This is a genomic window from Rhizobium sp. NXC24 (assembly GCF_002944315.1).
Lineage (GTDB): Bacteria > Pseudomonadota > Alphaproteobacteria > Rhizobiales > Rhizobiaceae > Rhizobium.
The window spans coordinates 561596-585708 of the sequence record NZ_CP024314.1 but is presented as its reverse complement, the minus strand read 5'-3'; the positions used below and the strand labels follow the sequence as shown (position 1 = coordinate 585708).

22 protein-coding genes are annotated in these 24113 nt (G+C 58.9%); 12 read left to right on the top strand and 10 right to left on the bottom strand.

Annotated features, from left to right (window positions below; translation table 11 throughout):
* The first annotated feature begins 283 nt into the window (after nt 1–283).
* Entirely contained in the window at nt 284–565 is a 282-nt protein-coding gene (locus tag NXC24_RS26735) for a hypothetical protein (RefSeq protein ID WP_104826418.1), read from the top strand.
* A gap of 109 nt (nt 566–674) precedes the next feature.
* Entirely contained in the window at nt 675–1118 is a 444-nt protein-coding gene (locus NXC24_RS26730; protein ID WP_104826417.1) for a hypothetical protein, read from the top strand.
* Between the two features lie 170 nt (nt 1119–1288).
* Here NXC24_RS26730 and NXC24_RS26725 read toward each other — a convergent pair whose 3' ends face one another.
* From NXC24_RS26725 to NXC24_RS26695, 7 genes are all read right to left on the bottom strand, one after another.
* A complete protein-coding gene (locus NXC24_RS26725; RefSeq protein WP_104826416.1) occupies nt 1289–1711 on the bottom strand; it encodes a hypothetical protein in 423 nt (140 codons plus the stop codon).
* A gap of 332 nt (nt 1712–2043) precedes the next feature.
* Nucleotides 2044–4188, bottom strand: coding sequence for a methyl-accepting chemotaxis protein (locus NXC24_RS26720; RefSeq protein ID WP_104827848.1), 2145 nt, complete (start codon nt 4186–4188; stop codon nt 2044–2046).
* 16 nt (nt 4189–4204) lie between these two features.
* On the bottom strand, nt 4205–5134 hold the full coding sequence (locus NXC24_RS26715) for a substrate-binding domain-containing protein (protein WP_104826415.1): 930 nt from the start codon (nt 5132–5134) through the stop codon (nt 4205–4207).
* 252 nt (nt 5135–5386) lie between these two features.
* A complete protein-coding gene (locus NXC24_RS26710) occupies nt 5387–6442 on the bottom strand; it encodes a 4-oxalomesaconate tautomerase (RefSeq protein ID WP_104826414.1) in 1056 nt (351 codons plus the stop codon).
* A complete protein-coding gene (locus NXC24_RS26705) occupies nt 6435–7106 on the bottom strand; it encodes a 4-carboxy-4-hydroxy-2-oxoadipate aldolase/oxaloacetate decarboxylase (protein ID WP_104826413.1) in 672 nt (223 codons plus the stop codon). Before NXC24_RS26705 ends, NXC24_RS26710 begins: the two co-directional genes overlap by 8 nt.
* Nucleotides 7106–8071: a VOC family protein gene (locus NXC24_RS26700; protein ID WP_104826412.1), complete on the bottom strand. Its 966-nt coding sequence runs from the start codon at nt 8069–8071 to the stop codon at nt 7106–7108. The genes NXC24_RS26705 and NXC24_RS26700 overlap by 1 nt, the downstream gene beginning before the upstream one ends.
* Before the next feature lie 24 nt (nt 8072–8095).
* Complete coding sequence (locus NXC24_RS26695) at nt 8096–8830, bottom strand: PIG-L deacetylase family protein (RefSeq protein ID WP_104826411.1); 735 nt, start codon at nt 8828–8830, stop codon at nt 8096–8098.
* 157 nt (nt 8831–8987) lie between these two features.
* Here NXC24_RS26695 and NXC24_RS26690 point away from each other — a divergent pair, with 157 nt between their 5' ends.
* The 3 genes from NXC24_RS26690 to NXC24_RS26680 all read left to right on the top strand — a co-directional run bounded on the left by NXC24_RS26690 (nt 8988) and on the right by NXC24_RS26680 (nt 12858).
* Nucleotides 8988–9902: an NAD(P)-dependent oxidoreductase gene (locus NXC24_RS26690; protein ID WP_245464165.1), complete on the top strand. Its 915-nt coding sequence runs from the start codon at nt 8988–8990 to the stop codon at nt 9900–9902.
* Entirely contained in the window at nt 9899–11083 is a 1185-nt protein-coding gene (locus tag NXC24_RS26685) for a LysR family transcriptional regulator (protein WP_104826410.1), read from the top strand. Before NXC24_RS26690 ends, NXC24_RS26685 begins: the two co-directional genes overlap by 4 nt.
* 434 nt (nt 11084–11517) lie before the next feature.
* On the top strand, nt 11518–12858 hold the full coding sequence (locus NXC24_RS26680) for an MFS transporter (RefSeq protein ID WP_104826409.1): 1341 nt from the start codon (nt 11518–11520) through the stop codon (nt 12856–12858).
* 280 nt (nt 12859–13138) lie between these two features.
* Here NXC24_RS26680 and NXC24_RS26675 read toward each other — a convergent pair whose 3' ends face one another.
* Nucleotides 13139–15013 (bottom strand): diguanylate cyclase, encoded by a 1875-nt coding sequence (locus tag NXC24_RS26675; protein WP_245464164.1) that lies wholly within the window; start codon nt 15011–15013, stop codon nt 13139–13141.
* Between the two features lie 635 nt (nt 15014–15648).
* Here NXC24_RS26675 and NXC24_RS35940 point away from each other — a divergent pair.
* The 5 genes from NXC24_RS35940 to NXC24_RS26650 all read left to right on the top strand — a co-directional run bounded on the left by NXC24_RS35940 (nt 15649) and on the right by NXC24_RS26650 (nt 20450).
* Nucleotides 15649–15981 carry a hypothetical protein gene (locus NXC24_RS35940; RefSeq protein ID WP_245464163.1) on the top strand — a complete coding sequence of 111 codons (333 nt, stop codon included), beginning with the start codon at nt 15649–15651 and terminating at the stop codon, nt 15979–15981.
* Between the two features lie 123 nt (nt 15982–16104).
* Entirely contained in the window at nt 16105–16332 is a 228-nt protein-coding gene (locus tag NXC24_RS35285; protein WP_158704561.1) for a hypothetical protein, read from the top strand.
* Nucleotides 16333–16336: 4 nt separating this feature from the next.
* The gene (locus NXC24_RS26660) at nt 16337–17659 is read left to right on the top strand and encodes an efflux RND transporter periplasmic adaptor subunit (protein WP_245464162.1); all 1323 of its coding nucleotides are present in this window, start codon (nt 16337–16339) and stop codon (nt 17657–17659) included.
* Between the two features lie 3 nt (nt 17660–17662).
* Nucleotides 17663–19624: a MacB family efflux pump subunit gene (locus NXC24_RS26655; protein ID WP_104826406.1), complete on the top strand. Its 1962-nt coding sequence runs from the start codon at nt 17663–17665 to the stop codon at nt 19622–19624.
* A gap of 433 nt (nt 19625–20057) precedes the next feature.
* Nucleotides 20058–20450, top strand: coding sequence for a hypothetical protein (locus NXC24_RS26650; RefSeq protein WP_104826405.1), 393 nt, complete (start codon nt 20058–20060; stop codon nt 20448–20450).
* Nucleotides 20451–20502: 52 nt separating this feature from the next.
* Here NXC24_RS26650 and NXC24_RS26645 read toward each other — a convergent pair whose 3' ends face one another.
* Together NXC24_RS26645 and NXC24_RS26640 are read right to left on the bottom strand one after the other, a co-directional pair.
* Entirely contained in the window at nt 20503–21771 is a 1269-nt protein-coding gene (locus NXC24_RS26645; RefSeq protein WP_104826404.1) for an ATP-binding protein, read from the bottom strand.
* Nucleotides 21768–22499 (bottom strand): response regulator transcription factor, encoded by a 732-nt coding sequence (locus NXC24_RS26640; protein WP_104826403.1) that lies wholly within the window; start codon nt 22497–22499, stop codon nt 21768–21770. Before NXC24_RS26640 ends, NXC24_RS26645 begins: the two co-directional genes overlap by 4 nt.
* Nucleotides 22500–22867: 368 nt before the next feature.
* On the opposite strand from NXC24_RS26640, the gene NXC24_RS26635 reads away from it, so the two are divergent.
* Nucleotides 22868–23077, top strand: a complete 210-nt coding sequence (locus NXC24_RS26635) for a dodecin (protein ID WP_104826402.1) — start codon at nt 22868–22870, stop codon at nt 23075–23077.
* Nucleotides 23078–23301: 224 nt separating this feature from the next.
* Nucleotides 23302–24105, top strand: a complete 804-nt coding sequence (locus NXC24_RS26630) for an arginine deiminase family protein (RefSeq protein WP_104826401.1) — start codon at nt 23302–23304, stop codon at nt 24103–24105.
* The last annotated feature ends 8 nt before the right edge of the window (nt 24106–24113 follow it).

Below are 24113 nucleotides of genomic sequence, written 5' to 3'. Positions count from 1 at the left end.
GTGCGCAGACCTAATCGGTTGAGAGAATGTATGTTCCCGGGGGCGACCGAAGAATCTGCCGAAGGCTCAACCCCTCCCAACCAGGAAAGGACCTTAGGAATGATGTCTTTTTGCCCTGGTGGAGTCAGCGCGTGTTCGGGATTTCATTTTCCGGAACTCGCGTTTCAGCGGTGCGGCATCATAGGCCGCCGCTGCGCCCCCATGATCCCCCCGATCATCAATAAAAGGCCAGGGAACCGCGAGCCGTCAGCCGAGTTGTGTTCTCATGGCAAGGAGCACAAAAATGCATCTCACGGACACCAAGGTCATCCGCGAAGGAAACATGCTGAAGGTCCAGTTCTCCGGCGAGGGAGGCGAAGCCGTTTCCGTTCAGATCAACAGCGGCGGCGTGCAGATGGATGATATTGCAGCGATCGATCAGGCCAAGGTGATGATGGTTCAGCTCACTGCATTCGGCACGCGGGACGGCGGCGGAAGCCTCAACGCCTATGATGCGCTCAGCAATGGCAATTTCGATCCGGGTCAACCGTATCCACCGGTCGATGGGTCGGAGACGAAACACTGACTGCCCACGGCGAGGAGATAATGAATGCAATGTCGTTTGCCCGGCGGGCGCGAGGTCACTCGGCGGCGTCATACTGCCGGCCTCGGCCATTCTTGAAGGAGAGCAAGTCATGCCAGACAACTCGAAAACATCCCCTGCAGTGGAATCCATGAAGCTGGAGCAGGCCGCGCAGCGGCGAAGGGCCAGCAAGGGTCAGCTCCAACAAGGTCTCGAGGATACCTTTCCGGCTTCGGACCCGGTGTCTGTTACCCACAGCGACATTCCATCAGGCCGCGCTGATGCGGAGGAGGCCCAGCGGGTGAAACGTCAAGCTGATTTCTCGGCCGGTCCCGACGGTCGGCTGACTGACGACCAAGTTCGCCAGAGGCGAAGTGGGCGGCAGGGACTTTTCTCTCACGAGAGGTCCTGGCGCGACCCCGAAGCGGAATCTCCATCAACGGCGGGCAGCATGCTCGACAATTTTCGGGAACGCGTAAGGGAACGACCTCTTCTAGCCGTCGGCACCGCCGCGGTGGTGGCATATATTTATGCGCTCCGCTCTTATCGGGAGTGAAGCGGCAAGATAGGATAGGATAGCCGGTGGCGGTGGTTTCCGGCTGCGGGGCTGAGTTTCAGAAACCTTCAGTTGCGACAAATTCCGCATATCGAACGCGCAAGTGGTGGCAATTGCTTATCTTCGCGCGCAATCCTGCCGGAGCAGCGCTACGTTCCAATCGAGCGCTGTTACGATTTTTCGTCAGGCCAACTCATGATCAGCGGTATCGCTACACTTGCGATCCTTCCGAGCGGCAATCGTTTCAACAGGCGGACGGAGACAAAGGTCATTGCCATCGCACCTGCAAGTTTTGCCCATGGATAGGGGCCGAGCTGGGCGTGGGCGCTCGCATCTGCCCAATCGAGGTTCGTTCTGACGACGGTTGTCGCCTGCTGGGCAACGGCAGCCAAGCGCTCACGCAAATTTTCGATCTCGTCTCTGACATCGGCGATATCGCTTTTGAGAGCATCAAGGCGCTGGCGTTCGCCACTCATATCGTCGATGGAGTTTTGAAACCCCTCTTCCGCCGGCGCATCAGCCTCGAGCGCGGCGAGATGCGCCTGCAGCTCGGCATCCGTGCTAAAGCCTTCCGGCTGCCTAGAAGCGTTCATCTCGGGCTCCTTCATAGAAAAGGTATCACAATGGTCGCAAGCATCGCCCTCATGCGGCTTTGCTGGATCACAGGAGAACGCGCGACGATTCAAAAGGATGCATAAAAACGCGCTGGGCAGCGCGGCTACTCGCGACCAATAAGGAAGACAATTTGTCGATTGTGCCGTCCGCCGAGCGTTGATCGCAGGGAACTTAGCTCACGGATATTCATTTATAAGCTGCGGTCTTCGTGGCCGCAGCTCAAGGTGTAGCGCGGGTCACCGGAGCTTGAGCCCGCCGCGCTTGTAGCACGCGGCGGGCTCAGATATTTCGCAGTTGTTTTGCCTAAGCGTTAAGACGCCATTGCATAGAGCCGGTGCGTGGATTGAGCCGCACTGCGCGTCCTGAATCGTTGCACGAGGTCGGCAAGGTTCTCGGTCTCTTGGGTCAGGCTCTGGGCGGCTGCCGTCGTCTCTTCCACCATGGCTGCGTTTTGCTGGGTGACCTTATCCATTTGATCACCGGCAGCCGAGACTTCTCTCAAGCTTGCCGCCTGCTCACGAGCCGCAACAGCGATCTGGGCGACGGTTGAGCTCATGGCAATGACCTGCTCGACGATTTGTTCGAGCGAAGTGCCGGATTCCCCGACAAGCTGCACACCGGTCGTGACTTGGGCGGAAGAGGTGGAGATCAGTTCCTTGATCTCTCTCGCTGCACTGGCCGACCGCTGCGCGAGTTCACGCACCTCTTGGGCGACGACTGCAAAGCCCTTGCCTGCCTCTCCCGCACGCGCCGCTTCCACGCCAGCATTGAGGGCGAGCAGGTTGGTCTGGAAGGCAATTTCGTCGATAACGCCGATAATATTGCCGATCTTGGACGAGGAATTTTGAATCTCGGTCATCGCGTCAATCGCGCGGGCGACGATCGCGCCGCCGTTCTCCGCATTGGCACGGGCGGTCGCCACGGCGCTCTGAGCATGACTTGCCCCTTCCGCCGTGCCATTGACTCCCCGTGTGACATCGCCCAGGGCCGCGACCGTTTCCTCGATCGAAGCGGCTTGCTGTTCCGTACGGCGTGCAAGATCGTGGGATGCGGAGGAGATTTCCGTGAGGCCCGACCTGATCGTGCCGACAGCGCGAATGACGGAGTCCACCGCCTCCTCCAGGCTGGAGACGGCGCTGTTGAAATGATCCCGAATGCGGACGTAACGGCGGTCAACCTCACCGACACGCACCGTAAGATCACCCTTCGCGAGTGCATCGAGACCGAGAGAAATCTGCTGGAAGGCATGTTCCATCACCTGGGCATCCGAAAGCCGCTCGGCTTCCTGGCGCAGGCGCTCTTCTTCGGCCGCGAGCCGAGCGCGCTCGGCATTGGCTTCCGCGACGACCTTGGCATGTCCGGTCTCTTGGAAGACCTTCAGCGAACGTGCCATGGCGCCGAGCTCGTGACGATGTTCAGTACCTTCGATCGTCATTGTGTCGTCGCCACGGGCAAGGCGCTCCATCGTCCATGCCATCTTGCGGACAGCAGAGGAAATCAGTCGCCCGATGAAATAGGCGAGTACGAGACCGATCACTATCAGAAGCCCGCTGATTACCAGCGTCGAGCGGGTCGCAGACGCAACCGTGGTATCGACCGAACCGTCGAGAGCCTTCTGTGCATCCATGACCGTCGCCTGCAGATCTCTAAAGCCGGTGGCGATTTTCGGCGCCAGAACATTAAGTTCGTTATCGCGGATCTTGTTGGTCGCCAGCATCACGTCCCTGACGTCGCCAAGGCGGCCTGTATAGTTCTGCATGAGCCGACCGGCACCGAGAATACGTTTGTGCTGCAGTTCGCCCTTCGCAGCCTTGGCGGCGTCGTCGTTCAAAGCCATGGCGTCGTTCAGCGCCGCCTGGGCAATGTCGTAGGACGCCAGATCACCTGAGTGGATAAAGCGCTCGGAGAAATAGAGGCTACGGTTCAAGGCTTCGAGCGTCGCGCCGGTCATATGCAGCAGCGTCACATCGTTCTGCCTCCATGCACTGCGCATCACGTCGTTGAGCGCAATGCTGGTCCAAGGACCGAACTCGGTGACCTTGGCGATCAGGGCGTCGCGCCGGGAGTGAAGGGTTACGACCTGCTCGAAAGCCTTGCCATAGGCGTCAACATCCTGGCGGATGGTCGCCATGCCCGTCTCCAGAGAACTGTTGCCGGCAAAGCGTTGGTCTTCAGCGGCAAATGCCTTAACCCCTGCGCGGAAGCGGTCCACGATTTCCTGTGTCGGGTTGGATCTGAAAGCTTCCACCGACATCTGGATTTCGTGGAGCTGGTTGCTGTGATCCGAAATGGCAAGGCTCTGACCCGCGGTACCGCGATAAGAGGAGAAGATGGACGAAAGTCCGCCCATACCGGAAATCGCGTTGACCGACAGCAAGCTCATGAGCAGGATCAGCGGCAGGAAACCGGCCGTAATCTGTGCGCGGATGCCAAGTTTATTCCAAAAGCGCAACATCATAATCCTCTTTTGCTCACTGGCTCTTCGGCTGGTATTGGGCGATATTCTGGGGCGTGACGAGTTCGAACGGCACATTGTTGACGCGCGGCACTTGCTGGCCATTGATGAGCTTGATTGCCGCATCGACTGCCGTCGCGCCCTGTCCGACCGCACTTTGAAGGATCGTCACATCGAGATCGCCCGCCTCCATCGCGGCGAGGGCGTCGTCGGTTGCATCGACGCCTGCAACAATGACATCTTTCATCGACATGCCATTCCGCTTCATGGCCCGGATCGCGCCGAGCGCCATCTCGTCGTTATTGGCGATAACCGCGTCGAACTTCACCCCGGCCGTTAGCCATTCCTGCATCTGCTGATCGGCATAATCCCGCGACCAATAGGCGGCTTGCCGCTCGACGACCTGCAGGCCTTTGCATTCAGGCGTGGCAATGACGTTGTCGATATCCTGAGTGCGGGCCCGGGCGGCTTGGTGGAAGGGCTCGCCCATCAACACCACGACACGTCCCTTGCCCTGCAGGAGAGAGCAGACCTGCTTGGTTTCCAACGTTCCCGATTCCGCTTCGTCGGACGCGACGACAACCTGATTTTCCGGCAAGTCGGAGAGATTCGAAGGAACGTTATTGATGTAGATCAACGGGATATGGGCGTCCGCCGCAAGCTTGGTCATCTGCGGTCCGAGGTCGCCGTCGGAGACGGCAATGATGATGGCGTCGACCTTATCGGCGATCATCTGTTGGACCTGCTTCTTCTGAAGCTCGTTGTCGCCCTTGGCATTTTGCGAGACCAGCTTCAGCCCGGAAATCGTTTTTCCATGCGAAAGGACGCCGTTCAGCACCATCGCCCGGAATTTATCCAGATCGGACATTGCTACGCCGATCGTTTGTGCGCTCGCAGTGGAGGCGCACATCGCCATCACGAAAGCAGCAAATATGGTTTTCCTCATTATCCACCTCTGTCAGGCATTCACCGAACTGAGGACTTTTAATAAGTTTTTAGTTAAATTTTACTTTATGATAACCAATGATTTTAAGAATAGCTCCACCCAAAACCTCAACCTCATCAGTACATCTCCATTATACGAATGAGCTTTCACTGTATTATTGATTTATAATATTCGTTCACTTAGGAAACACTGACCATTAGATTATCCTACTTGAGCTTGAAATCCCATTTCCTCATCCTGAAATCAGCGCCCTCAGCGCGGAAAAACCCTGCCGTCGAACAGCTTTCGCGCAGTACGGATCGTGCCTGCTCCCTTTATCTCTCCCTGACTGTCCAGATCCAGGAACACCTCCATGCTTCCCGTCGGATGCTCGATCTCGTAGCGACCGTCTGCCGGCGCGTTCACCATTTTTCCTGCCGGGCTATTCTTCAGGCGTGTGGCCGTCGCGACCGTCACCGCCGCAAGCACACCGACGGAAGCATGGACGCGGTGCGGGATGAAACTGCGCGTGGATATGGCGCCGCCATTTTCGGGCGAAGAGACCAGGATCATTTTCGGAACGGATGCGATCGTGACCTCGCCGAGTTTCATCATAGGTCCGCTCTTGAGCCGGATAGCCTCGATCCGCGATTTGACCTCTGCCTTCGCCTCAAGTTCCTCGCGACTCTCTTTTCCAGTCAGGCCGAAGTCGGACGCCCGCATGATCACGCAGGGCATGCCGTTGTCGATGAGAGTTGCTTCGACGCCATCGATGATATCGATCTCGTTGCCTGTCGGCAGCAATGCGCCGCACATCGCTCCCGCAATGTTCGTAAACAGCAGCGGAACGGCGGCATGCGTGCCCGGTACGCCCGCAATCGAGGCGGTTCCGGCGTAGTTCACCCGCCCGTTCGGCGTCCCGATCTTGGCGACCGCGACCTCGCCCGAGTTGAGCATGTGGATGCGAACTTCAGTAATATCCCCAGTCGGTTTCACCAGACCGCGCTCTATGGCGGCGGGGCCGACACCTGCAAGGATGTTGCCGCATCCCTGCGCATCGCTCACCAGCGCCTGATCGACGAAGACGTGCAGGAAGAGGTAATCCACATCTGCGTCTGCGCGCGTGGACGCAGACAGCACGGCGACCTTCGAGGTCAGCGGGTCCGCCCCGCCAATGCCGTCGATCTGGCGCGGATCGGGCGAGCCCATGATCCTGAGCAGGAGATCGTCGCGTTCCGCCTTGTCGGTCGGCAGGTGCTCGGCGAGAAAATAGGCGCCCTTCGACGTGCCGCCGCGCATCCACAAGCAGGGGATGCCCTCCTCATACATATTTGAGCCCCTTTGCCGCCAGCGCTTCGCGCATGCCGTAGATATCGAGGCCCAGTTCACCAGATGCCAGACGCTTGCGTTTGGCTTCTTCGTTGGCAAGCCGCTTCTCCGCCGCTGCCACCACGTCCGCCACTTCGGCCCGCTTGACGACGCAGACGCCGTCATCATCTGCAACGATGACATCGCCAGCCTCGATATGGGCGCCGGCGCAGACGACCGGGACATTCACCGAGCCAAGCGTCTCCTTGACGGTCCCCTGCGCGGAGACCGCCTTCGACCAGACGGGAAAGCCCATTTGTGTCAGGTCCCGCACATCGCGAACACCTGCATCGATCACAAGACCGCGGCAGCCGCCCGCCATGGCCGAGGTCGCGAGCAGATCGCCAAAATAACCATTGTCGCAAGGCGATGTCGGCGCAAGGACAAGAATGTCTCCTTCCCTGAGCTGCTCGATCGCCACGTGGACCATCCAGTTATCGCCGGGAGGCGCTGAAATCGTCACCGCCGATCCCGCAACCTGCGCGCCGGAATAGATCGGGCGCATGTAGCTTGCCAACATTCCCTTTCGGCCCTGCGCCTCGTGGACGGTCGCAACCCCTGCCCTGGCAAGCCTTCCGATCAGGTCAGGTTCAGTGCGCGAGATGTTCTGAACGACGACTCCCATCAATGGTCTCCTTGCTTCTTTGCGGGCGGTGTCCCGTGCGTATGGAAAGTTTCGATTGTCTTCAGACCCCAGGCCTGGCCCTTCTTTCGCTCGGCCTCGGTCCAGACGACGGGTTGCCAGTCGGGTGCGAGGATCAGCCGTGCGCCGGAATTGGCGAGCTCGACCCGGTTGCCTGCCGGCTCCCAGACATAGAGGAAGAAAGTCCCCTGGATCGCGTGCTTGTGAGGCCCGGTCTCGATGTGGATGCCGTTTTCGAGGAAAATGTCGGCCGCACGCAGGATTTCCTCCCGCGTGTCGGTCGCATAAGTTACATGGTGGAGGCGCCCATCGCCGCCGCCGTGTTCTTCTGTGCAGGCAAGGTCATAGGTCTTGTTGTTGACCGTGAACCAGCACCCGCCGAGACGGCCATTGTCGAGCTGGATCATTTCCGTCACGCGCGATCCGAGACAGGTCTCCATGAACTTGCGGAACTCGGACACGTCGGCCGCGAGCAGGTTCAGGTGATCGAGACGGCGCGGATGGCAGCCCCGCGCATGATAACGCTGGGCGAGATTCTTGAGCTTCGGCCGCTCCTCCGGCGGCGGATCGTAGCGGACCGTCTCCCAATAGATTTCGAAGACATGGCCGAAAGGATCCTTGAATCGGAACGCCCTGCCATGGCCCATATCGCCGTCCACCCAGCCGAGCACATCGAAACCGCTTGCCTCGATTGCCTTGACGCGCCGTTCAAGCGCTTCCGGCGACGAGACCCTGTAGGCAACGTGCCCAATCCCGGTCGTCTCATGGCGCGTCAGTTTCAGCGTGTGGAACTCGTAGTCGTCCCAGCCACGCAGATAGGCAGAACTTTCGTCCTCGCCCGCCAAGGTCAATCCGTAGACATTGACGAAGAAATCGAGGCTCTCGTCATATTTGTCGGTGAACATCTCGACGTGACCGAGATGGGCGATGTCGAAACACGGTTCCATTTCAAGCTCCTCCCGAGAGCGTCATCAGAGCTCGTCGACCGTGCGCGGGAAAACCGACTGAAAACCTTCCGCATATTGGGCCGCACGGCCGCCGGATTGGCCGCCGGAATTGCGCTGGAAATGGTTGGCGCGGTTCTGGGCAACACGGGTATAGAATTCCCAGAGATGCTCCTGCCCTTCCATGCACTCGATGGCAGCGCGCTTCTTATCCCAGACAGCGGTGATGTCGAGGAACACGTCCGGCTTCCAACCCATCTGCTCCGTCTGATGCGGTTCGAACAGGTAGAGCTGCGGCGCGCCGAGGATGCTTTCGCCGGGATTGTGACCCCAGGCCTGCGCGATCATGCGGGTTTCGAGCGCGATCTGCGTCGCATACATATGGTCGGTATTGTAGGGATCATATTGCGAGTGGCTCAGCATGAAGGAGGGCTGCACCTTGCGGATGACGTCGACGAGGCGATACTTGTCGTCGTCCGTCATGCGCAGGGGATAGTCGCCGAGGTCGAAGCAGATCAGGTCATGGACGCCGAGCGCCTGCGCGGCCTTTTCCGACTCGGCACGCCGGGCAGCCTTGACGCGCTCGAGCGTCATGTCCTTCTGTTTCCAGAGCTTGGCGGACTCGCCGCGCTCGCCGAAGGACAAGCAGACGACGGTGACCTCATAACCCTTGTCGGCATGCAGGGCGATCGCCCCTCCACAGCGCCAGACGAAATCTGCAGCATGGGCGCTGATCACCAACGCGGTGTTCTTGTCGGACATCGAAACCTCCTGTTTTTCGAAACCGTATGTCGCTCCGAACCACCAGTTTGCCAATTTTCTTTCGGCGCCTTGTCCATAAGTTTTTGCTATAACGAATGGCGAGGCGATCTTTGTTGGTCTAAAGCGAGCACTGATGGATTGGTCGCGGGATTGACGGATGATGAACCACTTCAAGATCAGCATGATCGGATTCGGCGAAGCAGCATGCGCATTTGCATCGGGCTGGACACGACCTGACGGCGCGGTTGTTGTCGCCTATGACATCAAGATCGCCGATTCGCTCAGCGCCGGCCAAATCGTAGCGGCCTGCGCCGAACTCGACGTCCAACATGCCTATGAAGCCCGGCAATCACTCTCTGACGCCGAGATCATCTTCAGCCTCGTCACAGCCGATCAGGCTTTGCCCGCCGCACAAGAGGCGGCCAAATGGCTCAAGGCCGGCGCTCTCTATTTCGACTGCAATTCTTGTTCGCCCTCCGCCAAAATCATCGCAGCCGAAGCGATCGAAGCGGCAGGCGGTTGTTATGTCGATGTCGCCGTCATGTCGCCCGTGCATCCGGCCCGCCATCTGACGCCACTTTTGGTTTCCGGTCCCCATGCCGAAGCGGCGATCGAGGCGCTTGAGCATCTCGGAATGAAGCCGAAGCCTGCGGGTGAGAAGGTGGGGCAAGCATCTTCGATCAAGATGCTGCGTTCCGTCATCATCAAAGGCCTGGAAGCACTGACGGCTGAATCGATGCTCGCCGCCCGCCGTGCCGGCGTGGAAAACGCCGTTATCGCTTCGTTGCAGGCTTCCGATCCCGGCATAGATTGGGCCAAGCGCAGCTCCTACAACCTCGAACGAATGATGGTGCATGGCGCCCGCCGAGCGGCCGAGATGCGGGAGGTTGCCGCCACTGTCCGTGACCTCGGGCTTCCGGACAGGATGTCGGCAGCCATCGCCGATTGGCAGGATGAGATTGCAGCACTCTTCGCCCCGGCGGATATCGACGACGACCTTGCCAGCCGAGCCGACAGCATCCTCAAACGGATGGATGAGGAAAGGGACAAGGGAGCTGCGGCGATCCGATGAGGCACAATCTGCGGCACCTGCGCGTTTTCCTGGCCGTCGTCGAAACGGGCTCCGTCACACGCGCCGCTGACATCTGCTACGTATCCCAGCCGGCGGTCACGCAGGCCATATCCAAGATCGAAAAGACGCTTGGATATGCGTTGTTCACGCGTTCGCCGCATGGCCTCTTCATCAACGATGAGGGCAAGCTCCTGGTTCTGCGCGTGAGGCGTGCCTTCTCCTATCTAGATCCCGCGCTGACCGAGCTCGCGTCCAGGCTCAAGGTTACGGCCACCTCGGCGCAGCTCGAAGCCCTGGTCGCCGTCAGGGAGCTCGAGAATTTTACGCTTGCGGCACGGCGGCTCGGGGTGGCGCAGCCGACCGTCCATCGCGCCGTTAGCCAGCTCGAAAAGGAGGCCGCGCGTCCCCTGTTCGAGAGAACGTCCTATGGAATGGTTGCCACGCGCCTGGCGCAGAACCTGGCGCAGGCGACCCGCCTCGCCTTCGCCGAATTGCATCAGGCAGAGGCGGATCTTTCCGAAGCCCGTGCACAGGAGGCCGGGCTGATCGTTGTGGGCGGCATGCCCCTTTCGCGCTCCTTCATCCTGCCGTCGGCGATCGCCCGGTTTCGCAAGAAGCGGCCGAAGCTGCCGATCAAGGTAGTCGAGGGCGTCTATGCCGAACTGCTCGGTGGCCTGCGGCGCGGCGAGATCGATTTCCTGATCGGAGCGATGCGCAATCCCCTTCCCATCGATGATGTCGAGCAGGAAACGCTGTTCAACGACATCGTGGTGATCGTCGCGGGCAAGCGTCATCCGCTCGTCGGAAAGTCCTCGATATGCATAGGCGATCTGGCATCCTACCCTTGGGTTGTCGCAACCAGCGGCACGCCGATAAGAGCCCATTTCGACGCCTTGTTCCAAGGGCAATCGCCGGGACCGAAAAGCGTGGTCGAGTCCAGCTCGCTGATCCTCATGCGCGAGCTACTCGACCAGAGCGATCATCTCGGTTTCATCTCGGGCGGCCAGGCGGCAGCGGAGATCGAGCGCGGCCTTATGGCATCCCTGCCCTTCGATCTCGCCCATACCGAACGGCCGATCGGGATCACCATACGCAAGGGATGGCTGCCCACAGCGGCTCAAGCCGCTTTTCTCGACGAGATCCGTGAGGAAGCCGGCGCGAGACAAAGCCGCCACCTATAGCCTACCCTTAAGACGCTTTTCTCGAACGCATACCACAGGGTATATGCGCCGCCTCAATCTGCGTCTGCATGATACGGTTCCTTCAAGAGGTGGGACGATTCCTTAGCCGCTCGGCGTTGCGACGCGGCATTGCGAAGGCTTGGACGGTTTCGATTTTGCGGAACCACCTCACAGCGAGCGCTGGCACTCTATAGCCCCTGCTTATACCCCGGACCTCTGATTGGATTGGAGGTGATGGTGCAAGACGCGTACTGCTTGGCCCGTCAACGAAGCGCGAGGGGCAGAGGAGGTTGACGGCAAGCGTCGATCAAACGCTTTCGCAAAGCCATTCCTCGAGCGGATCGATGCCTGGATGATCCAAGCACAACGCTGTTCGAGAGCGCCCGGCCATCAGCCTCGTGCGGACACGCGCAACCATCATGTCGGAGGAGTACATGACACAGCCAGCCGTCCTGGAGATCAGGTCTTACATCAACAGCCGCCCGATGTCGCGAATGCAATGGACACTGACTGTTCTCTGCTTCCTCATCGTCTTCTGCGACGGCATGGACGTCGCGATCATGGGCTTTCTTGCTCCCGCCATCACGGGCGACTGGGGCATCTCCAAGCCCGCCTTTGGCTTTGTTATGGCTGCGGCGCCGGTTGGCCTGGCCATCGGCGCGATCTTTGCAGGTTCGTCTTCCGATTGGTTCGGACGCCGCCGCGTATTGCTCGGCTCGGTCTTCGCCTTCGGCGTCTTAAGCCTGCTTACGGCGCTCACTCAAACTCCCACTGAGATGGCGGTACTCCGTTTTCTGACCGGCCTCGGCCTAGGCGCCGCAATGCCCAATACGACAACGCTGCTGTCGGAATATGTGCCAGAGCAAAAGCGCTCCGTTATTCTGGCGATCATGTTCACCGGCTTCAACTTCGGCTCGGCGATCATCGGCTTTGTCGCGGCATACCTGCTGCCGACGTTCGGCTGGCATTCGGTGCTCGTGTTCGGCGGCATCGTGCCGCTCGCGCTTTCCGTGATTTTGTTTTTCGTGCTGCCGGAATCGGCCCGCTTCATGGTCGTCCGCGGAGCTCCCACCGATCGCATCCGAAATCAGCTCGCCGGCGTGACCGGTCATGACCTGAAAGCTGTATCCGAATTTACGCTGGATGACGAACCGGTGACCGCGGCGCAGCCTGTTGCGCTCCTCTTCACACCCACGTTCATCATACGCACGCTGACGCTCTGGCTGTGCTACTTCATGGGTCTGCTGGTCATCTACCTGACGACAAGCTGGTTGCCGACCATGATCAAGGATGCCGGAATGCCGATCGAAACCGCAGCCAGCGTCACCGCCATGTTCCAGCTCGGCGGCACGATCGGTGCGGTTGTCGTGGGCTTTGCCATGCACCGGATCGGGTCGAAGAGCGCGATCTCCCTATCCTATCTGCTTGGCGCCGTCGCTCTGATCGTGCTCGCATTCACCGGCCTGACCTCCGTTGCCCTCGCGCTGATTGTCGGCATAGTCGGCTTCTTCATGAGCGGCGGCCAAACTGGTCTTAACGCCTACGCTCCCGGCCGCTATCCCACCTTTGCCCGTGCGACCGGTGTGAGCTGGATGCTGGGCGTCGGCCGGCTGGGCAGCATTCTGGGGTCATCGATCGGCGGTTTGCTGCTCGGCTTCGGCTGGGATTTCCGCGGCATCTTCTGCGCGCTAGCCGTTCCGGCGGCAATCGGGGCGGCCGCCATCTTGCTGAACGAACTGCGTGCCGCCCCGCAGACCCAGGAAGCCACGCGATGAGATGTGCCGGCTCGATCAACGCGTTCGAGCCGGCGAAAAATGATTTTTCAATAATGTCAGACACGACAGGGAACAGTGGGAAGGGCGCATGGCGTGTTCCCTGCCGTGCTTTATAGAAGGCTGCATTGACAGCGGAAGCGTTCCGTAGACAGTCTTCTGATGGCCGCACTGGGAGCGGCACGTTGGAGAGCTAAGGGAGAAGCTCGCCGCGCATCGAACATTCGGTAGCGTGCTTTTGTTCCCGGAAAGCGGACCTGACGGCAAATTTAGAATAATCCAACTATGCGGCCGTTGCCTGATCGCCGGCTGCTGCGATGCAATCACGGCCCTTCGTCTTGGCACCATAGAGCGCTTGGTCCGCAGCCCGCACCAGATCGGCGACACTTGCGAATGTCGATCCATCTGACATGTTCGCCACGCCAATGCTGGTCGTCACGATCGATTTGCTGCTTGCCCGGTGTGGTATTGCAAGTTGATTGAGGGTCGAGCGCAGAACCTCAGCGAGGCTCAAGGCGCCGTCTCTGTCCGTTCCAGGGAGAACGATCGCAAATTCTTCGCCCCCAAAACGGGCCGCAAGGTCGGACGGTCGTGTGACAACCGAACGGAGAATGTCGCCGATGGCCTTGAGGCATTTGTCGCCCTCAAGATGACCGTAGGTGTCGTTGAAGCTCTTGAAATGATCGATATCTATGAGCAGCAGACTAAGGGGAGAGCTGTTTCGGCGTGCGCGGGCAAACTCCGTTAGGATCACTTCGTCGAATACCCGGCGATTGGCAATACCGGTCAATGCATCGGTATAGGCAAGCCCGGTCATCTTCTGAGCAAGCTGCTTCAATTGTTCCTCGGAATGCTTCATCGACGTGATGTCCGAGACCACCACCAGAGCGGATCCATCGGACGCCAACCGAGTGCGCAGGCTGAGCCAGCGTCCGTCGAACAGAGGAATTTCAGTGTCGCGCGTCAGGAAAAGCTGCGCGGCGGAAGCCTGTATCCATTCTTCGTTGACGTCAGGGCTGACATCGATCCTCTCCGCATTTCGCACCACGGCTCGGACAATATCCGAAATGTGCGCACCCGGCTTTCTGGCATATCCCGAGCGAGGAAATGCGGCGCGGTACTGATCATTGCAGAACACCAGCTTGCCGTCCGGATTGAACATGGCGAGCCCGTCAGACATTTCCGCCATCGCCTGCGAAAGCACATTCTTGCTTTCGACGGCTTCTTGTATCAGGCGCTTTTCCTCGGTGATGTCACGCGTCACTCCGGCAAGTCCGATCAAATTGCCATAGCGATCTCGCAAAGGCACCTTTGACGTCAGAAACCAGCGCTTTCGGCCGTCTTCGACGACATAGGGCTCCTCGAAATCCACCATCGGATCTCCCGTCGACATGATCTCCTGTTCGCGATCGAAAAACGCCTGCGCCATTTCGCTAGGATAGAGATCGAAATCGGTCAGACCGGCCATGTCAGACGATTTCGTGCGACCGTGGTTTCGTGCGACGTTCAGGTTGGCTACCAGGAAACGGCTCTTGCGATCTTTGACATAATAGAGGTCGGGCGCTTGAGTAAGTGCAGCCCGCAAGATGTCTCGCTCGACGGTGAAGGCGTGGAAGTAGGTGATAACAGAGGCCGCGACCAAGGTTGCAACGAACCCCATAGCGATGAATCCGAGAGCTGTGATCGGGGAGCCATTGCCGCGATATGCAAGGCTCATTGCCACGGAAACCGAAGCTACAGTGAAGGCGGAGGCGGCAATTCTCTTGAAATTCATCGGCTGCCGGCGAAACAAGAAATGCATCGACGTCCCGAGGAGCGACACGACCGCGATCGAGATCAGGCCTGGCTGAAGGCCTGCACCACCCATGGAGATTCGGTAGATTGCCGTAAGCATGCCGGTGACCAGGATAGCCAGCGGCCCGCCATAAACAGCCGAGACGGCGAGCAAGGTCGAGCGCAGATCGACATAGTAGCCGCTATCGATCTCTACCGACAACACCATGGAAACGATCGCTCCCAGCCCCATCATCAGACCGAAGGCGATTTTGGCCTGGACCTCAGAAAGACGATAGAGCCGGTAGTGGAGGTGCATCCACACCGAAATGAGAAGCGAAACGGCTGCAACATTGCCGATCAGAACTTGCCAGGCCACAATCATTTATCCAAAATTTTAAAAGAACTTAGCTTGGATTCTTTGATGAAGTCTGAATCTTTGCGGTTGCACGAATTCCTCCAGAACTCTCCGTGAAGGCACGTAGCGACAAATCGCAGGTTGCTCCATCCGTCATTCCGTCCATATCAAAGCCTGGACGAACAAACGAAGAAAAATTTTGTAATGAATTTTTGCTGAGAGGGTTACAGCAAACTTCGTTCGCAACAATCCCCCGCGAAGAAATACTTGGAAACATAAAGACGCATGCCGTTTATATGCTCCGACTAGTTTTGCATCAGTGAATTGAAGCGAATTCGAAGGCACTGATCATGAGGCACTTGCGTATTGTCGCAATCTTAGTGTCAACAACCATCGGCGGCATGATTGTTCCGGCTCTTGCCCAGGAGTCTCCAATCCCGACCATGGAACAGGGCCCTGTCGGTGCTGAGAGGATGGGACCTCCGCCGGCTTGGATGGGATCGGAACGAGGGCCATGCCCCGGCTTTCGCGGCGACCCTCGGTTGGGCGGCCCTATGATGGCATTTGGCAACGGTTTGCCCTTCCCGCCGCCTCACGCGCCGCCTCCCGATTTCCCCCCTCGGCCGGATCACGCATGGGAGCTTGCAAGCAGGCTATCGGCGATGGAAACGCTGATCGGTATCCATGTCGCCCAGCTTGATGCCTGGAGGGACTATACCGCCGCATTGACAGACCTTCTCGATGTTCCCGAGCAAATGCCACCGAAGCCCGTTTCGGAGACCGAAACCAAACCATCAACTCCTGATGCCGGTTCGAGTAAACCGTCCGAATTGTTCGGCGAAGAGATCGCCGATCATATGCTGGACCGTGCTGCCAAGGCTCGTGTGCTGAAAGATAAAGCGGCGGCACTTCGCTCCGTTTTGACCGCTTATCAGCTCAAGAAGCTTGAGGATGCTGAACGGTCGCTCGATCCAGGTCCTGGCCGGTTCCACTAGGAGCCGAAGCTTCCGCCTTTATGGACAAGCCATTCTATCTCCACCCGACAGGGATTGCCCCCCCGGACGTAAGTTGTCCGATCTCTGTCAGTTGGAAGGAGCGACAACCCCAGAAAAGGCGGCATGGTCCGGGGAGCCCCGCCCCGGCATCCCCGGACCAATCCCTTATCAAGAATACCCACCGAACGCTCGCTTTACAGTGCGGAAGAAGCCCTGATAGAGAGCCCGGCGTTGATCGCCACCGATTATGTCGCCCTCGGTTCTGGGCGGAGGCTGGGAGGCGAGGTCGGTACCTTCGAACCCGCCGTGGTCGACGCCAGCAGCGGTCCGCGCCCGACCGCCGCCAGATAATTCCATGCTGAACTCCCTAAGCCCGATGACGATACGCACCGAACTGAAAGAAGCTCACCGAGCCTTATTGCGCGCGCGGCCACTGGGGACCCCGCGAAAAAACCGGTTTCGGCGGCCAGGCTTGGCTTTAGCCATATTCGCTCTGCTTGCCGCCGCCGCTGCATTCCTGTTTCACGGCGGTATCTTCGCCCATAAGGGCTCGTCCGCCATCACTGCCGCGGTTGCGCGAGGAGATGTCGAGGAAGCGGTGCTTGCGTCGGGGACGTTCAAACCGGTCAAGCTGGTCGCGGTCGGCGCGCAGGTCTCGGGGCGGATTATCGCGCTGAATGTCAAGCTCGGCGATGAGATCAAGAAGGATACGCTGATTGCCGAGATCGACTCCACGACGCAAAACAACGACCTGAAAACCGCTCAGGCCTCGCTTGCCAATGTCAAGGCGCAGCGCGAGGAAAGCGAAGCCGACCTTACCAATGCACAACAGACGCTGACGCGGCAGCAGACGATTTTTCGCAAGCAAGCCGGCTCCAAGGCGGACCTCGACAGTGCGGAGGCCAGCGTCAAGAAGATCACCGCCCAGATCGCTGCGCTCGATGCGCAGATCGTTGCAGCAGAAGTCGCGGTGGAGACAGCACGGGCAAATCTGTCCTACACACGCATCACCGCGCCGATGGACGGGACCGTGCTTGCCATCGTCAACCAGCAAGGCCAGACGGTCAATGCGGCCCAATCGGCGCCGACGATCGTCATTCTCGGCCAGCTCGACACAATGATCGTTCGCACCGAGATATCGGAGGCCGACGTCGTCAGGACCAAGGTGGGCCAGCCGGTCTATTTCACCATCCTCGGAGATCCCGCCACCCGCTACGATGCCGTGCTGCAATCGATTGAGCCGGCACCGGAATCGATCACCAGTGACAGCAGCGTCACGTCTTCCAGCACGACCTCATCCAGCAGCACGTCGACCTCCTCCTCATCGTCGTCTGCGATTTACTACAACGGCATCTTCGCCGTATCGAACCAGGACAACCGCTTCCGCACCTATATGTCGGCTGAAGTTCATATCGTGCTTGGCGCGGCGAAAAATGCGCTGGTCATTCCATCATCGGCGCTTGGAGCGAAAGCCGCTGACGGATCCTACAATGTGCAGGTGGTCGCAGCGGACGGACAGCAGACCTCCAGAAAAATCACCATCGGCCTCAACAACAACGTTACCGCCGAGGTGCGGTCGGGCCTTTCGCAAGGCGAGCGCGTCGTTATCGGCGAAGCAAGCACAAGCACGACGACCAGCAGCAGTGTCGGCGGGCCACCGCCGCCCATGGGGTTCTGAGCGATGGCTGCCCCACTCATAGAACTGAAGGGAGTGAGCCGGGAATACCAATCCGGCGACCGTACCATTGCGGTGCTGAAGGACATCGATCTGTCGATCGCCGAAGGAGAGATGGTCGCCATCGTCGGCCCTTCCGGTTCCGGCAAATCGACGCTCATGAACATCATCGGCCTGATCGACCGCCCCACCGACGGCGCCTATGCGATCGCCGGTGCTGAGACGCATCGGCTCGACAGCGATGCGCTTTCGACGCTGAGGCGAGAGCATTTCGGCTTTATCTTCCAGCGCTATCATCTGCTTTCCGAGCTGAGCGCGCTTGGCAATGTCGAAGTCCCGGCGATCTATGCCGACCAGCCAAATCAGGCGCGGCATGCCCGCGCCGCAGCGCTACTTGACCGGCTTGGCATGGGCGACAGGACCGGACACAAGCCGGGTCAGCTTTCCGGCGGACAGCAGCAGCGTGTTTCCATCGCGCGTGCCTTGATGAACAACGGCAACGTCATTCTCGCCGATGAGCCGAGCGGCGCGCTCGATCAGCAAAGCGGCGATGAAGTGCTTGGCATCCTCTCCGAGCTGCATGCCGAAGGCCATACCGTAGTGATCGTCACCCACGATATGAAAGTCGCGGCCCGCGCGCAGCGAGTCATCGAGATTTCCGACGGCCACATCGTCGCCGACAGGCGCTCATCCGCCAAAAATACGCGGGTTTCTAGCGATCGCGGCTCCATGCCCGAGAAGGAGCGCGGCAACGGCTGGCGTGAGCTGGGCAACCGGTTACGCGAGGCCTTTCTCATGGCGATCCTCGCCTTGAAGGCGCATCGGCTGCGCACGTTCCTCACCATGCTCGGCATCATCATCGGCATAGCCTCGGTCGTTTGCGTCGTCGCGCTCGGGGAAGGATCGCAGCGCAAGGTCTTGGCCAATATCAACAATCTCGGCACCAATACGCTGGAGATTTTTCCTGGCAAGAGTTTCGGAGATATCCGTTCAGGGCGCATAAAGACCCTGGTGGTCGCCGATGCCGATGCCCTGGCCAAACTGACCTATGTCGCCGCCGTCACGCCGACCGTTTCGACCAGCAAGACCGTCCGGTTCGGCTCGACGGAGGCCAATGCGCTGATCAATGGCGTGGGCGACGCTTATTTTTCGGTCAAGGGTTCGAAACTTGTGGCCGGACGGCTGTTCGACGCAGACGGCGTGCGACGGATGGTACAGGATGCCGTGATCGATCAGAATACGGCGACAACGCTCTTTGCGAGCAAGGGTCTCGACCCCACCGGGCAGGTGATATTCGTTGGCCGGGTGCCTGTCCGCGTCATCGGTGTCATCGCCTCGCAGCAAGGCGGTTTCGGGTCCAGCGACAATCTTTCGGTCTATCTTCCCTATACCAGCGTGCAGGCCCGGTTCCTCGGCGATATGTCGCTGCGCAGCGTCACTGTGCGCGTCAATGACGATACCGAAAGCACGCTCGCCGAGGCCGCGGTGACGCAATTCCTGGAGCGCCGGCACGGCACCAAGGATTTTTTCGTTCTCAATACCGACGACATCCGTCAGACGATTGCAAGCACAACGCGGACGCTGACCCTGCTTGTCTCCGCAATTGCCGTCATCTCGCTGCTTGTCGGGGGTATCGGCGTCATGAACATCATGCTCGTCTCGGTGTCCGAGCGTATCGCCGAGATCGGCGTTCGCATGGCAGTCGGTGCCCGCCGACAGGATATACTGCAGCAATTCCTGATCGAGGCCGTGCTGGTCTGCCTCCTGGGCGGCACGCTCGGGATTGCCCTTGCGCTTGGCTTCGGCCTTGCCTTCAACCGGTTGGGGTCGAACTTCGCCATGGTCTATTCGGGAAGTACCATCGCACTCGCATTTACCTGTTCCTGTGCGATCGGGCTTACCTTCGGCTACCTGCCGGCGCGCAATGCGTCAAGGCTCGATCCTGTGGCAGCTCTTTCACGAGACTGATCGTGGCTGATTAGAATGTCAGTATGTAAAGATTGATCATTCGTCTCATAGAAAGAGAAACCGGCTTCGCCATTCATGTTGGGGGCGTCTGACGAAGCCGGCATGCGGGTGACCAGAGCATTTGAAGGCTCAGGACCGCATATGAATTTACAGCAACTATCGTCGAAAGTGTTTCCGAACGTTGCGGAAACAAGGCATTTTTAGGAAATTTCTTGTCCGGACGTTTCCAATATAACCGGCGCCCCTTGTATTTATCCAGTACATCTTTCGATGCATCCATATATCACTCTGGATTTATTGATATGTTTTGCAGATTTTTCGAATACATCATTCGCTACGCGAAAAATTACATTCGATTTCGCGCGTTCGACTATTTACGCTCAATTAATGCACTACGCATCATGGTCTGGCTTCCGAATAACGAAGACGTAAAATGGCCAGCGCAATCTCTGCAGCGACAACGGGATCTCAGTTGAGCTCCACCTCCACAACTTCCTCAGCCTCGGCCGATGCCGCGAAGATTGAGGCACAGATCGCCGCGAAGAAGGCGCAGCTTGCCAATACAAAAGACCCTGACGAGGCTGAAACGCTGCAAAAGGCCCTCGCCGCCTTGGAGGCAAAACTGGCCAAGCTTGAAAAATCCGCCAGCGACCAGTCGAGCACCGCCGGTCAATCTACCGAAACTGGCACCGCTTCGAATACCAGCTCCGAGTCCACCTCTTCGAACAGCAAGCAGCAATCATCGCTTTCGGGCGAAAGCGATCGCATAGGATCAACGAATTTTGACAAGGATAGCGAATTTGGAGACCGGACGGCCTATGTTTGACAAAAGGCGCCCACGTTGAAACGGGACTCCGCCGTTGAACAATGGCGGTCTCTCAACCAGCGGCGGGCCTATCGCTGCGGTTCTTGAATGCGACCACCTGCTCCAAACCTCTCGGGTGCCGATTGCGCACGGTGATCTCTCCCTCGAACCTGGAAATGATTTCCTTGGCGATGGCCATGCCAAGGCCAGCCCCCGGGAAAGACCGCTGCCGCGCAATATCTATCCGAAAAAATGGCTCGAACACTTGGCTCAAGCGTTCTTCCGGAATGCCAGGCCCTGTGTCGACAATTGTGACGATTGCCTTGTCGCCGGAGCGAGTGACGGTAACGATTGCCGATTGACCATGCGTTGCGGCGTTGATCAAAAGGTTGCGCAGAGCCCTTGTGACCGCCAGAGAGCCAGCGCAAATCGTCGCGGGCTGCAGTTCGCCGGCTTTGACAGCCATGCGCATCGCCGTCAGCTCCGACACGATGTTTGCCACGATCGTATCGAGTCTTACGCACTGCAGGCTGTCCTTGGAGATTTCCTCGCGTACCAATCCGATGGCGCTATCGGCGATCGTGTCGAGTTCTTCGAGGTCGGCGAGCCATTTCAGCCGATCTTCATCGTCCTTGATGAATTCGGCGCGCAATCGCATACGCGTCATGGGTGTTCTTAGATCATGCCCGGCGGCTGCGACCAGCCGCATCCGGCTCTCGGTTGCAGCCTTCACCCTTGCCGATAGTTCGTTGAGTGCACGTGCCGTGACGCGAATTTCGCCCGGACCGGTTTCCGGAACATGCGGGAGCGTCCCGTCTGGACCAATTTCGGCTGAAGCGCGCTCAAGCAAGCGAAGCGGCTTCATTATCTTCGATGCGGCAAATATTGAAATCAGGACACTGCCTGCGATGATGAGGCCGAGCCATCCCGCCAGGATCTTCCATCCTCCGGGCGGCGGGCCGAGTTCCGGCAACGGCATCACCATCCACTTGCCATCGGGAAGATAGAGAGAGGCAATCGTAGGACCGGTCGGTTGGCGGGACACGGTCGCCACCCGAACGTCGCCGGTTCGGCGTAGGCTTTCCATCAGAAACCCCGAAAGCGGTTCATCGGGTTGCCCGTCTGCCGGAGCAGCAGCTATGACCACGCCTGCAGCAATCGCCGAAGCCCTATCTTTTTCCGCGAGCTTTGCAAGTATGGAGAGTTGATGGGCCATCGGCTCCATGGTTGCTTCCGGCCGCGGCCCCCGCATGACCAGGTTTGCTGCAAAAGACGAGGTGATGACCACCAGAACGATAGCCGTCAGCAAGAGAATCGCCAGCCGGGCGCCTAGAGACCTCATGGATCGCCCTTAACGGCCGTCACCGGGACAACGAGCTGATATCCGCCGTTTCGGATCGTTCTGAACACTGGCTCCTCGGCCGTTTCCCCCAGCTTGCGGCGCAATCGGCTCATCAGCACGTCGATCGAACGATCGGCCGGGTCGCGATCACGCCCCTGCGTCAAGTCGAGCAGTTGGTCTCGCGACAGCAGCCGGCCGGCTCGTTCGATGAAGGCCTTGAGCAGATCGAATTCGGCTCCGGTCAATGAAATAACCTCGCCGTTGTCCCTGGTGACGCGGCGTAGCTGCGGATCGAGGGTCATCCCGGCAAAAAGAAAGCGACGCTGCTCCGGCTCGGAGGAGGGATCCTCGTTTACCCGGCGCAGGACAGCCCGAATACGCGCTGCCAGCTCTCGCGGGTTGAACGGTTTGCCGAGATAGTCGTCCGCGCCGATCTCAAGCCCCAAGATCCGATCAATGTCTTCCTTGAGAGCGGTCAGGAGAATTATCGGGACACGAGGACGGCGGTTTCGCAAATCACGGCAAAGATCAAGGCCCGATCCATCGGGCAGCATGACGTCCAAAACGAGGAGATCCGGGGGGCGCCGATTAAGAGCGTCGTTGCAACCACGAAGATCGCTTGCCGTCGAGACACGAAAGCCCTGCTCCTCGAGATATCGGCTCAGAAGCGCACGAATTTCGTGGTCGTCGTCGACAATCAAGATGTCAGGCGCGGTGGTCACAGTCATAGGCAATATTCCGTTTCTTCAGACTTTTATACAAACTCCTCTCCAAAAGAAGGTTTTTCGCTGGCGAAACCAGCAAAAATTCTTGCCGGAAACATTGGTTTACAAAATTCCTCAGCGGGGAAACGTTGGGCAAAAAACTGGGCCGTAAGCGCGCTCAGGGAGGCCTCGTAGGCGGCGATGATCACGGCCGAGCGAAGGCCTGCCCGGCGACTGCTTCAAGCGCGATTCCAACCGTTTGACAAAGGACGACTGTTGCCGGATCGTGAATGCGAGATATCTGAAATAACAGACGTCTCGTAAGCCGGCCGCAGGAACGCGGCCCGGGAGTTCGAAGCCAAACATAGTCTGCACGAATCTGGGAGGATGACGTGAACGATCATGTCTATAAGAAAGTGGAACTAATCGGCAGTTCCAGGACCTCGGTGACCGACGCGATCGAAACGGCGATTTCGCGCGCCTCGAAGACTATGAGGAACCTCGAATGGTTCGAGGTGGATCAAATCAGGGGACACATCAAGGATGGCGCGGTCGCGCATTATCAGGTGGTGATGAAGGTCGGGTTTCGGATCGACGATTGATCCTTGAGCGATCCGTTCTTCGCAAATACGAGCTAGCCGCCGGGGTGAGCGCTTGCCCCGATAGCTGCGCGTTTGTAGATGTTAGACGCCACGATTTCACAACCAACGAATGACATCAGCGCCGAGGCTAGGGCATATTCCCGCCTGCCGGCCGTGGATAGTGTTGTCGACGACCATCGGCAAGCACGGTAGAAGCGCTCTGAACGGCAATAAGGTATTTGGAAATGTCCTCACCCAGATCAGTTTATCATTTCAACTCCGCCATCGTTCGCGAGCCATCGCGCTCGGTCGTTGACGGCCTGCGTGCCGGGGAGCATGCCGGCCCGACTTATGAAGGAGTGAAAGCGGAGCATGACGACTATATCGCCGCTATGCGCGACGCTGGCGTGAAAGTTACTATCCTATCCGCGCTGGAGGCATTTCCCGATTCCATATTCGTCGAGGATCCGGCACTCGTCTTCACCGAAGGTGCGATCCTGCTTCGTCCGGGCGCCGCAAGCCGCGCGGGCGAGTCAGCGGCCATCGCATCCACCTTGCGTGACATGTTCGACATCGTCCTCGATCTCCCGGGTCACGGGTTCGTCGACGGCGGCGATGTTCTGACGACACCGAAGGGTGTCATGATCGGCCTTTCGGCGCGAACCGACAGGGCGGGCGCCGAGGCTCTTGCCGGCTGCATAGACAAGCTCGGCCGCAAAGCCGAACTGGTCGCCACGCCGGAAGGCGTGCTTCATTTCAAGACCGACTGCTCGCTGCTGGACGAGGAAACCGTGCTCTCGACTGCCCGCCTTGCACGCTCCGGCGTCTTCAAGGATTTCAAGCAGATCATCATTCCGGAAGGCGAAGAGCCGGCGGCGAATGCCCTGCGTGTCAATGACGTCCTGATGGTCCCTTCCGACTATCCGCGCACGCTGGAGATGCTCGATAAGCTCGGTTACAGGATTGCACCGATGAAGACCGCCGAAATCGGCAGGATCGATGCAGGTCTCTCCTGCCTGTCGCTGCGCTGGTATCGCGATGGCAAATAGTGCCGATG

Bases quoted from the DNA above. Each gene is read 5' to 3' on its own strand.
- NXC24_RS26735 (WP_104826418.1), top strand. From the start codon at position 284: ATGCATCTCACGGACACCAAGGTCATCCGCGAAGGAAACATGCTGAAG.
- NXC24_RS26730 (WP_104826417.1), top strand. From the start codon at position 675: ATGCCAGACAACTCGAAAACATCCCCTGCAGTGGAATCCATGAAGCTG.
- NXC24_RS26725 (WP_104826416.1), bottom strand. From the start codon at position 1,711: ATGAACGCTTCTAGGCAGCCGGAAGGCTTTAGCACGGATGCCGAGCTG.
- NXC24_RS26720 (WP_104827848.1), bottom strand. From the start codon at position 4,188: ATGTTGCGCTTTTGGAATAAACTTGGCATCCGCGCACAGATTACGGCC.
- NXC24_RS26715 (WP_104826415.1), bottom strand. From the start codon at position 5,134: ATGAGGAAAACCATATTTGCTGCTTTCGTGATGGCGATGTGCGCCTCC.
- NXC24_RS26710 (WP_104826414.1), bottom strand. From the start codon at position 6,442: ATGTATGAGGAGGGCATCCCCTGCTTGTGGATGCGCGGCGGCACGTCG.
- NXC24_RS26705 (WP_104826413.1), bottom strand. From the start codon at position 7,106: ATGGGAGTCGTCGTTCAGAACATCTCGCGCACTGAACCTGACCTGATC.
- NXC24_RS26700 (WP_104826412.1), bottom strand. From the start codon at position 8,071: ATGGAACCGTGTTTCGACATCGCCCATCTCGGTCACGTCGAGATGTTC.
- NXC24_RS26695 (WP_104826411.1), bottom strand. From the start codon at position 8,830: ATGTCCGACAAGAACACCGCGTTGGTGATCAGCGCCCATGCTGCAGAT.
- NXC24_RS26690 (WP_245464165.1), top strand. From the start codon at position 8,988: ATGATGAACCACTTCAAGATCAGCATGATCGGATTCGGCGAAGCAGCA.
- NXC24_RS26685 (WP_104826410.1), top strand. From the start codon at position 9,899: ATGAGGCACAATCTGCGGCACCTGCGCGTTTTCCTGGCCGTCGTCGAA.
- NXC24_RS26680 (WP_104826409.1), top strand. From the start codon at position 11,518: ATGACACAGCCAGCCGTCCTGGAGATCAGGTCTTACATCAACAGCCGC.
- NXC24_RS26675 (WP_245464164.1), bottom strand. From the start codon at position 15,013: ATGATTGTGGCCTGGCAAGTTCTGATCGGCAATGTTGCAGCCGTTTCG.
- NXC24_RS35940 (WP_245464163.1), top strand. From the start codon at position 15,649: ATGGAAACGCTGATCGGTATCCATGTCGCCCAGCTTGATGCCTGGAGG.
- NXC24_RS35285 (WP_158704561.1), top strand. From the start codon at position 16,105: ATGGTCCGGGGAGCCCCGCCCCGGCATCCCCGGACCAATCCCTTATCA.
- NXC24_RS26660 (WP_245464162.1), top strand. From the start codon at position 16,337: ATGCTGAACTCCCTAAGCCCGATGACGATACGCACCGAACTGAAAGAA.
- NXC24_RS26655 (WP_104826406.1), top strand. From the start codon at position 17,663: ATGGCTGCCCCACTCATAGAACTGAAGGGAGTGAGCCGGGAATACCAA.
- NXC24_RS26650 (WP_104826405.1), top strand. From the start codon at position 20,058: ATGGCCAGCGCAATCTCTGCAGCGACAACGGGATCTCAGTTGAGCTCC.
- NXC24_RS26645 (WP_104826404.1), bottom strand. From the start codon at position 21,771: ATGAGGTCTCTAGGCGCCCGGCTGGCGATTCTCTTGCTGACGGCTATC.
- NXC24_RS26640 (WP_104826403.1), bottom strand. From the start codon at position 22,499: ATGACTGTGACCACCGCGCCTGACATCTTGATTGTCGACGACGACCAC.
- NXC24_RS26630 (WP_104826401.1), top strand. From the start codon at position 23,302: ATGTCCTCACCCAGATCAGTTTATCATTTCAACTCCGCCATCGTTCGC.